Origin of the sequence: Mesorhizobium waimense (genome assembly GCF_003601975.1) — a bacterium.
Classification (GTDB): domain Bacteria; phylum Pseudomonadota; class Alphaproteobacteria; order Rhizobiales; family Rhizobiaceae; genus Mesorhizobium; species Mesorhizobium waimense.
Window position 1 is genome coordinate 16,268 of record NZ_QZWZ01000064.1, and the last position, 12,120, is coordinate 28,387.

Consider the following 12,120-nt stretch of genomic DNA (forward strand, 5'->3'; position numbering starts at 1 on the left):
TCAGTACCGGATGCGGGGATCGACCAGGGTGTAGGAAAGATCGACCACGAGATTAATGAGGACGTACAGACCCGAACCCAGGAGGAGAACGCCCTGAATGACGGGATAGTCGCGGTTGTTAACCGCATCGACGACCAAACGACCGACACCAGGTATGTTGAACACCGTTTCCGTGATGACGACGCCAGAGATCAGACCTGCGAAACTCAAACCGATCACGGTGAGGATTGGGGCACCCGCGTTCTTCAGGGCATGGTGGAAAAGCATGGAATAGGACGACGCGCCCTTGGCCGCGGCCGTTCGCATATAGTCTTCCGACAGAACTTCGAGCACGCTCGCCCGTGCGATCCGGGCGATGTAAGCAATGTAGGGAACACTCAAAGTAACGGTCGGCAGGATGAGATGCACAAGCCATGGTTTGAGGCTATGCTCAATAGGCCGATATCCTTGGACTGGCAGCAATCCCGTTCTGATGGCGAACCAGTATATCATAAAGAAGCCAACGACAAACACCGGAACGGAAAAACCAAGTGTCGCGAATGCCGTGAGCATTCGATCAGCAAGTCCGCCGGTCCGCCATGCGGCAAGGATGCCGAAGGAGACCCCTACCGTCACAGAGAGGGTGATCGTCAGGATCGATAGGGAAATGGTCGGTTCCAGCCGCTGCAAGATCAGCTCAAGAACGGGCTGTCTCGCGAAAATTGACGTCCCGAGGTCCCCGCCTAGGACGCTGAGTGCCCAACGCACGAATTGAACTGGCAGAGGATCGTTCAGTCCCAGCTGCTCGCGGATGCCCGCGATCATCTCTTCCGTTGCGGTGTCGCCACCGATGACGGCCGCCGGGTCCCCCGCCGCCAGCCTCAGAAGCAGGAAGACGAAAATCCCGACCATCGCCATGACGGCGATGGCCGAGATCAGCCTGCGAAGGACGTAAGCGGCCATTACCCGTCAAGCCTTCTGCATGTTCCACATTGGAGTGAGCTGCGGCTTGGAGATGAGGCCCGTGAGCGTCTTGCGGTGCGCGCGCGTCTCGACATTGTATCCCAACCTAACATCGCCGACAAAGTCCCACCAAATCCGCTGCATATTGCGGGCCAGCGCTTTGCGTTCTTCAAGCGTCTCGATATCCGCCCATTTGGCCCGAAGAGCCTCATACTCGTCGTTCTTTGGCCAGCCGTACCAGGCCTTGTCGCCACTCGCGGTCAGGAAGGGCGTTCCTAGCGGATTGCCGAGAGAATAATCTGACTCACTCGTCAAGAAGACGCTCCAGCCGCCGCTCTCGACGGGGCCTTTGTTCGCCCGGCGTGTCACAACCCCGCCCCAGTCGCTCGGCGCAAGTTCGACACTGACCCCTATCTTCCGCAGTTCGCCCGCCAAAAGCTGCGCGGCTCTGTCATAGACCGGGCGGTTCGTGGGTTGGAGAATGACGACCTTCTCGCCGGCATATCCGGCTTCCTGAAACAGCTGCTTGGCCTTTTCCGGATCGCCGCCCTTCTTGTACCATCCCGTATTTTCGTCGTTGGAATACAGTGTATCCTTTCCAAATATCGAAGTAACGGCTCCGGTGTACTTTGGGTCTGGCACTGCTACGCGCATGAACGCCTCCTGATCGATCAGATGAAGCATCGCTTGGCGCGCTTTTACATTGTCGAACGGCTTATGCAGAAAGTTCATCCGCATCACGACGTCTACGGCCCAAGTACTCTGGAGTACTATGTTGGGATCGCTTTCGATCAATGAGTAAAGGTCGGCCGGCGGCTTATCAAAGAGATCGACCTCCCCTGCCTGCAAGGCCGCGAAAGCAGTCTGGGGATCAGCGATATTGTCCCAGATGACGCGATCGACCTTGACGATCTTCCCTCCGGCATGTCCGTCAGACGGCTCCTTGCGAGGTACGTATTCATCATTGCGGTCATAGGCAAAGCTCGCGCCGGGCCTGGCGAGTTCATGATTGAACTTGAACGGCCCCGATCCGATATTCGCGGCCACCTGCTCGGCCGCAGGCTGGTTCGCATCCTTCTCGCGCATGACGAACAGCAACGGCGTCGTAACGTCCGCGAGAATATCAATCAGGAGCCCGAGCGGATCCTTGAGCGCGATCGTGAAGGTCTTGTCGTCCTTTGTTGACACATCCCTTGCCCGCTCCATAATGAGTTGCCCGCCGGGAGCGACCGCTGCCCAGCGACGGATCGACGCCACACAGTCCGCCGCGGTGACAGAGGTGCCGTCGTGCCAGCCTAGGCCATCCCGGAGTTCGAACGTATAGGTCTTCTTGTCATCTGAAACGCCCCACTTCCCCACCATTTGCGGCTGCGGCGCAAGTTTGGAGTCGAGCGAGAACAACGTGTCGTAAATCGCCAGCCCATGGTTGGCGGATATGCCAGCCGTCGTCGAGATCGGGTCGAAGACGCGGAGGTCCCCCGCGGGCACCATTCGAACTGTCCGTGCGTCGGTTGCTGTCTGCGCCCGCAGGATGGAAGGAATTGAAAGGACCGTTCCGGCTGCCAAACCCGTCGTAATGAGGTTGCGTCGAGAGATTCCCATATGCAGTTCCCCTGTTGCGTTATACTTGGTTTATGCGAGCCTTTAAGGCATCGATTCGACCCTGCGCGTTGGGGTTGGTATGCGTCAAATTCAGTTTTGTTATTCGTGCCATCTGGCAACGAGATCGTTGAGCATGATGGATGACTATCGCCTCACTTCCTGCCCATGACGTTCTCCAGATTTTTGAGCGTCCATAGGTTAGCCCTCTTTATGTTTTGATCGTTCTCGGCCAGTTGCAAACGCGTGGGTGAGCCCATCCCCGCAATAAGCTTCATAGGGTTGATCTCTCAGGCTAGCCATCTGAGAACGCGATGGCACCGTCCAGAACATTATATTGGTGAACCCAACACCAAGTGGCGCATATTTGATGGGCAGCGGGTCGTGCTGTATCCGCCCGTTAACGCCGTCCGAGAAATATCGAGCGAAACGATATGCAGATCAAAGACGTCCTCCTCGCGCCTGGCAACGGCGCATTTTTCTGTGACGATCAGGCTGCTATCAGGGCTGGCGCGACCCAGGACGGCTTTGTCTATGTCGGCGAACCGATAACGGCTGGTTTCACAACCATTCGCGTTCCGGCATCGTCGCTCAGTGTGGGGCTTGTCCTGGCCGAAGACGTCGTTGTCTGGGGCGACATGATGGGCGTCCAATACTCTGGGGCCGGTGGACGCGATCCTTTATTTGAAACTGCTCAAATATCGGATTTGACGACTCGGGCTGTGGTACCGCGGCTTCTTGACGTCAATGCGTCTTGCTATCTCGATGCCTATGCCAAGGTTTTCGAGCCCTTTGAACACAAGCGGTTACCTCTGGCGGTTGGTATAGCGTCAGCCAAGCGCTCCTTCGCGCAGCGGCCCATCTTCACCGTACAACGATCGCCGAGATCCCTGAGGCCGGGGGTCCGTCCGCGTACCACCTTGACTCCTTCTCTGGCTCTGCATGACGATGGCCGTGGGCTTGCCTTCGGTACACCCGGGTGGCGACCAGCAGGACCCGTGGCAGCTGATTTGGTTTCTTCGTTTTGTGCATCACGGGTTGTGACTTGCAGGCCGGCATCGATGCGCCGCTATTCATTCGCAGCATTTCCAGGGGTCATTTTCCCGAGGCAGGCCAACCCGGGACGTCTCATGCTGGAAGTATCCCTTGGCGAAGCCACGATTGCCCGGCTCAGGGAACTCGGCCATGAGGTCGTCGTGTCGCCGGCAAATACCATCGGCAGACTCACCGCAGCGCTGCGCCATCCTAATGCTTGATGCAGGCGGCCGCCACGCCGCGTCTATGCAGGCCTACGCGATTGGTCGCTAAGGCAGTTCTCGAAGGGGATCGATTTGCACAGATTGGAAGCCCTAATCAAAGGGTTTCCAGGCAGGTACGCAAGAAAACCATGTGATGAAGAGCGGGCGCTTATTGAGAAACACGAACCTTAGGCGCACGGCTCGTGCCGTTTCGGCACCGCGCGCATTGAAATCGTCTGGGTATGTCCGTGAGTGACATAGCCTTCATTCATTTTCGTGATCTCTTGATGGGAGGCCGTGATGGTATTTGCGCGTCTGGAAGCTATCATGAAACGCGTCGGACTCGACGGTTACATGATGCTGTTGATCTTGACGGTCCTCCTAGCCACCTTTCTGCCCGCCCGCGGTGACTTTGCGGCAGTGCTGAGTCATGTAACCTTCTGGGCAGTAGCGTTGCTTTTCTTCCTATACGGCTCCAAGCTTTCCACCGCGACCATCATCTCCGGTTTCGCGAACTGGAAATTGCAACTCAGCGTGTTGTCGTGCACCTTTGCGGTGTTTCCCCTGCTCGCTCTTGTGATGAAACCCTTGGCGGGGCTATGGTTGTCCGGAACGATCGGTATCGGGTTCCTCTTTATCGGTTGCATGCCATCGACAGTGCAAAGCTCCATCGCTTTCACATCGATGTCTAATGGCAATGTCGCCGGGGCGGTTTGCGCGGCCTCGGTCTCCAATCTTGTCGGCGTTGTCTTGTCCCCCCTGCTGTTTGCTTTGTTGATGCCGCCAGGGGTGGGCTATGACATTGAGGCATCTGCGATTTGGAAGATCATGCAGCAGATCATGTTGCCCTTCGTCGTGGGGCAGTTATGCCGGCCACTGTTAGCGGAATTCCTCAATCGGCACAAGCTGCCGATCACGATCGTCGACCGCGGCTCTATATTGCTGATCGTCTATTCGGCATTCTCGGCCGGTGTCGTGAATGGCATCTGGCAGGTCATATCGGCGCAGGCATTTGCTATCTTGGTCGGCCTTTGCATAGTGTTTCTTGTACTTGCCATGGCGATCACCATTGGAACAGCGAAGGCAGGCAGGATGAACCGCGCCGATCTTCTGGCGTTGTTCTACTGTGGTTCGACAAAAAGCCTCGCCACCGGACTTCCGATGGCGGGCATACTGTTCGCCGGGCAGGATATCTCGTTGATCATATTACCATTGATGTTGTTTCACCTGATACAGCTGGTCGGATGCGCAATCATAGCGCAGCGATCCGCAGCCTATACGCCGACGGGCTGATATTGGTGCCGGTTTCAGTTTCGGGTAAATCACTGTTCTTTGGAGATGCCGCAGTCACAGGAGGTGGAGACGCGCTCTGTTCGACTGGCCGGTTTCACCTCTGGCTTGCGACATGAACTATCCGGTTCATCGGCCAAGCAGAGTTCTCCACGGCGCTGGGAGCGGTTCTTACTTCAGTAGCGACTGGACGCGGTCATAGATTGTTCTGGGAACCCGTACTCCGTATTTTATGCTGCGTTCCCTTGCCTGATACCGTCGCTGCGAGGGCAAGCGTGCGCCTTGATCGGACAACACCGACAACAGTTGCTTGGCGCTTTCTTGATTAGCTGCATCGGCACCTCTTCCCAGGAGATGTGGATCGAGGGCAATAATCAGTTCACCATGGCAGGGCGAGGCACTGGCGCCACCGTCGAACGCCATCGATTGGATGCTCGTCATGCCCCGATCAATGGGCCGGCGAGTAGTTCGATCATGGTAGACAAGGGTTTCCATCAGAATCTAGCGCCCAGCCGAACGGGATCGGCTTGCCCTCAATATTGTGTAGGGCGATATCGCCACGAGCCACCATGGTTGTGGCGAAATCGAAAACATAGGGATTGTCCTTGCCTTGCGGCCACCCGAAGGCGAATGGATTTGTTCCCCAGTGCCGGCTTCGTTCCGCCAGCCGGAGCCACCCAACTGTGGCTCGGCGTCATAGCTACGGCCGCCAGCCCTCTTTCTGTGATCGCTTCTATCTCGGGCCACATGGCTGAAGAATGAAAGCAGTTGTTGATCGCTAGAATGCAGAGGCCCACTGACTTGAGACCGGTTTTTTCTCTTGGGTTACGCGGCGCGCAGAAGGGGTGGTTTGGGCTCGAATAATGGGGGAACGTTTGGCTCTGGCTGTCGGACGGGTGCCGCAGCCGATCGCGAAGTTCGCCATTGATCTCCGCGTCCGGACCTGCGTGAGCATATGTGCGCCGTGGAGCGACCACCGCATCTGCTGCTTTTGACCATCCGCTTGCCGACGAGGGAATTCACCGTTGACTCGGTGAGAGTGCTAGCGACCCGAAGGCCGGCCCGGTAGCGCTTTCCATAGTTGACGATGGCACTGCGGTTCGAACGGACATAGGTCAGGAGTTGCACAAGCCGAGGCTGTGCAGCGGCGCCACCGAGAACTCGCTTCTCTGCTGTGAACCCTTCAACCTCGCCAGGAAATACTCGAGGTCGCGGATCGCGGGATCGACCCGGCCATGCCACAGACTCCACTTCACGGCTCTGACGTCCCTGTCGATGGTTGAAAGCGCTTCAATGGACCAGGACTGGGATCGCACGATGTGATCGGCGATCTGCTGTACGGGCTGGCTCTTCATGGCGATCTGGAACCAGTCGATGATGTGGGTCGTCGGCTTCGGCATGACGCGGGGCAGCCGCTTCAGGATTTCGGCGCCATCCGAAATCACCGTCGCATCGCCGAAGCCGCGATATCCAACTTTCTCAAGGGTGTGAAGGGTACGATAGCGGATTGCATGCTGGTCTGTGCTGCCGGTGACGAAATACCGGCCACCGGCTTCGCCCCGTCCGCAACGGCCGCATCTGGCCACGACGAGCTCGAAGTTACGCGCTGAATTGGGCCCGGTGCTGCGAATATGAGCCGTGCCGATGTCGAGTTGAGCCCTCTTCGTCGGCGTATGATCGAGGACATGACAATCCGCAATCTGTCGCCGGCCACCCAACGATTCTACGTGCATGCGGTGGCGAAGTTCTCGCGCTACTTTGGCCGCTCCCCTGGCCGGCTTGGCCTTGAGGACGTGCGCGCCTTCCAGGTGCATCTGATCTCAACGTGGATTTCGTGGCCAGCGCTGAACCCGACGGTGTGCGCACTGCGGTTCTTCTACGGCGTGACGTTGGGTCATGCCGAGATCCCGGAGCGCATTGCCTACGCCCGCTTACCACGCAAGGTGCCAGTGATGTTGAGCGCCGACGAGGTGGCCTATCATCTGATAACACGATGGCACCGTCCGGGACATTATATTGGCGAACTCAACGCCAAGTCGTGCATACTCAGCAGGTACCGGAACGAACTGCATCCGGCCGCCAAACGTAGGGCGGTAGAAATCGAGCGATGAAGTGCAGATCAAAGACATGGGCACTCCCCGGTCGTTGTCTTCGAGGACGCGGATCTATCCAGGATGATCGACGTCGCTCGCAAGATACGATCGGCCCGCCGGACGACCCAACGACGCAGATGGGACCGATGGCAAACGCGCGAATCGAGGCCAGGAGCATCTGGTCAAGGACGCGGTGGAGCGCGGAGGATTTCGTCGCGAGGGTCGCGATAAGCACGAGCCGTCAAGCTGCATCTCCAGCGTCGGATCACGCTCAACGGAAACAAGACAATCGTATTCTCAAGTTGACTGAGACACGTGATGAAAACTACTTCGGAACGTGGAAGGCTGCCTTGGCGATCTGTTTCGGTGCCGTTCGACGAGGAAGGCACGTATGGGACCTATTCTGATGAGCTGTCATGTACGGCGTAATGCCAAAAGGTGCGGTAGGCAAAGCTACAGCCCGCCGGCGCTGTCTGGTCGTCACGCGACCAGGACTTTTGCGGGGCGCGCCCTGCCGTCGTCCTCCCCTACCCGGCAGGGCAATCTTTTTCAAAAGCGTTGCATGGGCGTTTGCAGCGCCGGATCGCCAACAGAAAAAGTCCGCAGTGCTGTCTCCAAACCTATCTTACGTTCCGCAAGGCCGTCACTCACGCGAACGCGCGCATAAAATGTAAAGGCTTCCAGGAAAATGAGCACTGGGGCGCACGGGGAAGCGGACGCGATAGCGCCAACCACCTTTTCACCTCTCAAGAATCAGACGTTTCGTTCGATCTGGCTTTCCACTCAGGTCTCATCCATTGGCTGGATGATGCACACGGTCGCCATCGGCTGGCTCATGGCCACCATCTCACCTTCCGATCTGATGGTCGCGTTGGTTCAGGCCTCATCCACTTTGCCTGCCTTCATCCTCTCCGTATTTGCCGGAGCCATTGCAGACAGTTTCAGCCGGCGAGGTGTCTTACTCGTCGGCCGATCGCTGATTGCGTTGGCATCGGCGATACTGACTGGGCTTTTGGCGTTAGGCATCGTCGACCCGTGGATCATTCTCGGCGTCGGTTTCCTGATCGGATGCGGCTTCGCGCTAAGCGATCCTGCCTGGCAGGCATCCGTCGGCGATATCGTTGACAGGCGCGATCTTCCAGCTGCAGTCACCCTCATCAATATCGGTTTCAACACAGTCCGCAGCGTCGGACCCGCGCTTGGCGGTATCGTTGTTGCCTCCTTCGGACCGCTCACTACGCTCGTCTTGAGCACGCTCAGCTACGTGGTGCCGCTGGGCACCATCTGGCATTCTAACTGGACTGTTCGGTCTTCGCCGCTTCCGCGCGAGCGGATGATCACGGCAATCTACGACGGCGCGCGGTTCACGGCGATATCGTCCGAGATCAAGGCGGCTATCGCGCGCGGAGCCCTCTTTGGTTTTTCGGGAATCGCCATCCTCGCGCTGCTGCCTCTCGTAGTTCGGGATCACCTAAATGCTGGGCCGTTCGACTATGGCGTCCTGATGGCCGGATTCGGTATCGGCGCTCTCTTTGGAGGCGTAAATGCGGCTCGCTTCAGACGCTTGATGTCTCAAGAACGGCTAGTCATGCTTGCATGCCTCGCCTGCGCCGCCTGCGCATTTTTCGTTGCTGTCGCGTCGTCGGTTGCAGTGGCAGCAACGGCACTTGCCCTCGGCGGAACAGGATGGGTCACCGCCTGGTCGGGACTCGGTATAAGCGTGCAACTGGCGAGCCCGCGGTGGATCGTCGGCCGCACCGTTTCGATCTATTATGCCGTGACCTATGGTGGCATCGCTGCCGGTAGTTGGGTGTGGGGCGCGGCGGCCGAGCATTATTCGCTTACCTCAGCGCTGGTAGGCTCCGCTGGCGCTTTGGTCCTGGTGGCCGCGACGGGGCTCCTGTTGCCCGTCCTTGAAAACAAGGAATCGGATCATGTTGCCCTGGAGGGGTTCGAGGCGCCCGTGGTCGCCGTCGAACTGAGACCGAGAAGCGGACCGATCATCGTCAAGATTGAATATCAGATTCCGGACGAGAACACGAATGCGTACCTGTCCCTCATGCATGAACGCCGCCTTGCTCAAAGCCGCGTCGGCGCTCGGCATTGGACCGTCGAGCGGGACCTTCAGGAGCCTTGCCAATGGACGGAGAGTTTCCGCACGCCGACCTGGACCGACTACCTTCGCCTCAATCATCGGCTCACCGCGGCCGACAAGGAGCTGGACGAGCGCCTTCAGGAGTTGCACAGTGGAGAGCATCCGCCTCGAAAGAAACTCTCAATCGAGCGGCCAGCGGGGCACCCCCGCAAGGCCGACCATATTTCCCCCTTCATCGCTCGAATTTGACGTTGGTTGCATCGCGGGTGAGCGGTTTGCCTTCCTTCGAAGCGCTGGCCTCTTAGGGCAAGATCTCGCATCGAGCGGTAGGAGACGCCGACGGTCAGCGCGATTTCAGGCTTCCCGGCTGACCTGCCCTAAGGCGAACGGATCTGTTGCTCTGCCTGGCGCTCCTGGACATGCGAATTCCGTCTGTTCGATGATAGATAGCGTTTGGGCTTGTGAAGGAGGTAGAACAATAGATAAAGTCTCCGGATAGCCCTCCTGATGATTGCATTGGCGGTGTCTACACCGAACTGCTCCTGCCGAAACCGGCCAACGCAAAAGCACCTTCGGCGACATCATGCGGCCCTGCGGCAACTGGTGATCGCCAGCGATGAGACTGCTGCGCAGCAGAAGAGAATGCACGGCATGCGATCAATTCGAGGCTTGGATGGCCGCTATTGCCACTTTTCAACTGTTGAGATGATTGCGGAATTCAACTGCGGCGCAGCATGACAGGCACCCATATTTCCCGGGGATTTTCCTTGATGTAAGCGGTCAAACCGGAATTCTTGGCTCCCGATGGGCTGAGATCCTTCTTAGCGATCTCGGAATGAGATAGCGAGGAACTATAAATGCTATTTGACCGGTCAGGCCTGGCTAGCGAAGAGTCGGATAAGGACGCGTCGCCACTCGGCAGGTTGAGGATGACAAGCCGTTACGTCGCTTTCGAAAGGCGAGCGCCAAGTACCGCCGCAACTGGCGGAGTGATCAATGTTCGATAACACAATCCGCCGATTTCTCACAGACTAAGCCTGGCGCTCGGGTGTGGCTGACAACGAGGCCGGATACCCAGTTTTTTCAGAATTTAAGGCAGCTCGCGTACTCGCTTCTGAGCACCTAGTGGTTTCCGCCTAACATAAGAGTCCGGCTTGGGATTCCCTTTCGCGAGTGCGCATGCGAGTTTGGCGCATGCGCACAGGAATATCCCTCACCGTTTCGCCGATTGATCGCCAGCGCCTGAGCGCGCTGATCAGGGATCGCAATGCGCCGCAAAAGCATGTTTGGCGCGCCGAGATCATTCTGTTGAGCGGCGACGGTGTGGGCACCGTCGAGATCATGCGGCAAACCGGCAAATCCAAGACCTGCGTATGGCGTTGGCAGGAGCGCTTCGCAACGGAAGGCTTCGAAGGACTGTTGCGCGACAAGACGCGACCCGGGACTGTCAGGAATTCTGTGCGTGAGGCCGTTTTCGTCATTGGTTGACGAACCTTTCGCCGAAGACGACGGCGAACTGTGTTTTGGCCTCGAACCATTCTCGCGGCGGTCGTTTCCATTCCTCGGCCGCATGGTTCAGGACCAGATATAGCAGTTTCATCGCCGCGTCGTCATTGGGGAAGTGTCCCCGTGTTCGAACGGCGCGGCGCAGCTTCGAGTTCAGCGCCTCGATGGCGTTCGTGGTGTAGATGATCCGGCGCACGCTCTCGGGATAGGCGAAGAAGGGCACGACGTGTTGCCAGTTGCGCCGCCAGCTCTGGGTGATCGCCGGGTATCGCTGGCCCCAGTAGCCGACGTCGAACGCATCAAGCGCGGCCAGGCCGGCCTCGGCGTCCCCGGCCCGGTAGATGGCGCGCAGCGCCGGCACGACCGGCTTGCGATCCTTCCAGGAGACGAACTCCAGAGAATGGCGGATCAGATGCACGATGCAGGTTTGCACCACGGTTTGGGGAAAGACGGCGTTGATCGCCTCGGGAAAGCCCTTCAGACCATCAACGACGGCGATCAGGATGTCGCTGGCGCCCCGGTTCTTCAACTCGTTCATCACCCTCAGCCAGAACTTGGCGCCCTCGGTCTGCTCGATCCAGATGCCGAGTATCTCCTTGGTGCCATCGGGCAGGATGCTGAGCGCGATGTAGATGGCCTTGTTCCTCACAAAGCCCTCATCGCGGATTTTGACCCGGATCGCATCGAAGAAGACCAGCGGGTAACAGATGTCGAGCGGCCGGTTCTGCCATTCGCCAACTTCCTCCAGGACGGCGTCGGTAACAGCCGAGATCAGGTCCGGCGAGACGTCGATGCCGTAGAGTTCCTCTAGGTGGCCACGGATCTCGCGAACCGTCATGCCGCGCGCATACATGGAGATGATCTTGTCGTCGAAGTCTGGGAAGCGCCGCTGATATTTAGCGATCAGCTTCGGGTCGAAAGTGCCGGAGCGGTCGCGCGGGATCGAAAGCGTCATCTTCGACGTGCCCGTCAGAACCGATTTCTTCGAAGAGCCGTTGCGGCGATTACCATTGCCTTCGGCGTGTTCGTCCTCGAGATGCTCGTCCAGCTCGGCGTTCAGTATCCGCTCCGAAAGCGCCTTCTTCAGATCCTCAAGTAGTCCGTCCTTCGCAAACACCTCGTTCGCATCGCGGCCAGCCAAAAGCTGGTCCAGAAGTTCTTTCTCGATAGCCATGGGATGATTCTCCTTTCCATCATCATGGCCTCACGCACAGAATTCCTGATAGTCCCCGCGACCCTCGCGCATTCCGCCTCTCGGGCCTGAAGTGGCTGAGCGTGTGGTGGCGCTGACGTTGCAGGACCCGCCTGGCGAGACGACGCACTGGACCGCCGACATGATGGCGGCCGCGGCCAGCAT

General features: G+C 58.3%; 9 protein-coding genes and 4 pseudogenes. 7 read left to right on the forward strand and 6 right to left on the reverse strand.

Translation table 11 applies throughout. The annotated features are described in order from the left end of the window. Together D3227_RS36540 and D3227_RS36545 are read right to left on the reverse strand one after the other, a co-directional pair. A complete protein-coding gene (locus tag D3227_RS36540; protein ID WP_120018967.1) occupies nt 1-942 on the reverse strand; it encodes an ABC transporter permease in 942 nt (313 codons plus the stop codon). A gap of 6 nt (nt 943-948) precedes the next feature. Continuing rightward, on the reverse strand, nt 949-2,544 hold the full coding sequence (locus tag D3227_RS36545) for an ABC transporter substrate-binding protein (RefSeq protein ID WP_120018969.1): 1,596 nt from the start codon (nt 2,542-2,544) through the stop codon (nt 949-951). Between the two features lie 431 nt (nt 2,545-2,975). On the opposite strand from D3227_RS36545, the pseudogene D3227_RS43330 reads away from it, so the two are divergent. The 3 genes and pseudogenes from D3227_RS43330 to D3227_RS36555 form a co-directional block, all read left to right on the forward strand. Further along, nucleotides 2,976-3,430, forward strand: a pseudogene (locus D3227_RS43330) (methylaspartate ammonia-lyase); the annotation flags it as partial. A gap of 241 nt (nt 3,431-3,671) precedes the next feature. Then, the gene (locus D3227_RS44175; protein ID WP_342634043.1) at nt 3,672-3,797 is read left to right on the forward strand and encodes a hypothetical protein; all 126 of its coding nucleotides are present in this window, start codon (nt 3,672-3,674) and stop codon (nt 3,795-3,797) included. Between the two features lie 309 nt (nt 3,798-4,106). After that, the gene (locus tag D3227_RS36555; RefSeq protein WP_245452081.1) at nt 4,107-5,072 is read left to right on the forward strand and encodes a bile acid:sodium symporter family protein; all 966 of its coding nucleotides are present in this window, start codon (nt 4,107-4,109) and stop codon (nt 5,070-5,072) included. 469 nt (nt 5,073-5,541) lie between these two features. On the opposite strand, the gene D3227_RS44565 is transcribed toward D3227_RS36555, so the two are convergent. From D3227_RS44565 to D3227_RS36565, 3 genes are all read right to left on the reverse strand, one after another. Beyond that, a complete protein-coding gene (locus D3227_RS44565) occupies nt 5,542-5,640 on the reverse strand; it encodes a hypothetical protein (protein WP_425374591.1) in 99 nt (32 codons plus the stop codon). After that, nucleotides 5,603-5,818 carry a hypothetical protein gene (locus D3227_RS44570; RefSeq protein WP_425374593.1) on the reverse strand — a complete coding sequence of 72 codons (216 nt, stop codon included), beginning with the start codon at nt 5,816-5,818 and terminating at the stop codon, nt 5,603-5,605. Before D3227_RS44570 ends, D3227_RS44565 begins: the two co-directional genes overlap by 38 nt. A gap of 366 nt (nt 5,819-6,184) precedes the next feature. Continuing rightward, nucleotides 6,185-6,655, reverse strand: a complete 471-nt coding sequence (locus D3227_RS36565) for a hypothetical protein (RefSeq protein ID WP_120018973.1) — start codon at nt 6,653-6,655, stop codon at nt 6,185-6,187. A 45-nt stretch (nt 6,656-6,700) separates the two neighbouring features. On the opposite strand from D3227_RS36565, the pseudogene D3227_RS36570 reads away from it, so the two are divergent. The 3 genes and pseudogenes from D3227_RS36570 to D3227_RS36580 form a co-directional block, all read left to right on the forward strand. Then, a pseudogene (locus D3227_RS36570) lies at nt 6,701-7,054 on the forward strand (phage integrase N-terminal SAM-like domain-containing protein); the annotation flags it as partial. Nucleotides 7,055-7,850: 796 nt separating this feature from the next. After that, nucleotides 7,851-9,506, forward strand: a complete 1,656-nt coding sequence (locus D3227_RS36575) for an MFS transporter (protein WP_120018974.1) — start codon at nt 7,851-7,853, stop codon at nt 9,504-9,506. Nucleotides 9,507-10,451: 945 nt separating this feature from the next. Further along, a pseudogene (locus D3227_RS36580) lies at nt 10,452-10,697 on the forward strand (helix-turn-helix domain-containing protein); the annotation flags it as partial. Between the two features lie 37 nt (nt 10,698-10,734). Here the strand turns inward: D3227_RS36580 and D3227_RS36585 are convergent. Then, nucleotides 10,735-11,937 carry an IS256 family transposase gene (locus D3227_RS36585; protein ID WP_120018976.1) on the reverse strand — a complete coding sequence of 401 codons (1,203 nt, stop codon included), beginning with the start codon at nt 11,935-11,937 and terminating at the stop codon, nt 10,735-10,737. Nucleotides 11,938-11,995: 58 nt separating this feature from the next. Here D3227_RS36585 and D3227_RS43345 point away from each other — a divergent pair. Beyond that, nucleotides 11,996-12,120, forward strand: a pseudogene (locus D3227_RS43345) (IS630 family transposase); the annotation flags it as partial.

Bases quoted from the DNA above. Each gene is read 5' to 3' on its own strand.
- D3227_RS44570 (WP_425374593.1), bottom strand. From the start codon at position 5,818: ATGTGGCCCGAGATAGAAGCGATCACAGAAAGAGGGCTGGCGGCCGTA.
- D3227_RS36575 (WP_120018974.1), top strand. From the start codon at position 7,851: ATGAGCACTGGGGCGCACGGGGAAGCGGACGCGATAGCGCCAACCACC.
- D3227_RS36555 (WP_245452081.1), top strand. From the start codon at position 4,107: ATGAAACGCGTCGGACTCGACGGTTACATGATGCTGTTGATCTTGACG.
- D3227_RS36585 (WP_120018976.1), bottom strand. From the start codon at position 11,937: ATGGCTATCGAGAAAGAACTTCTGGACCAGCTTTTGGCTGGCCGCGAT.
- D3227_RS36540 (WP_120018967.1), bottom strand. From the start codon at position 942: ATGGCCGCTTACGTCCTTCGCAGGCTGATCTCGGCCATCGCCGTCATG.
- D3227_RS44565 (WP_425374591.1), bottom strand. From the start codon at position 5,640: ATGGTGGCTCGTGGCGATATCGCCCTACACAATATTGAGGGCAAGCCG.
- D3227_RS36545 (WP_120018969.1), bottom strand. From the start codon at position 2,544: ATGGGAATCTCTCGACGCAACCTCATTACGACGGGTTTGGCAGCCGGA.
- D3227_RS44175 (WP_342634043.1), top strand. From the start codon at position 3,672: ATGCTGGAAGTATCCCTTGGCGAAGCCACGATTGCCCGGCTCAGGGAA.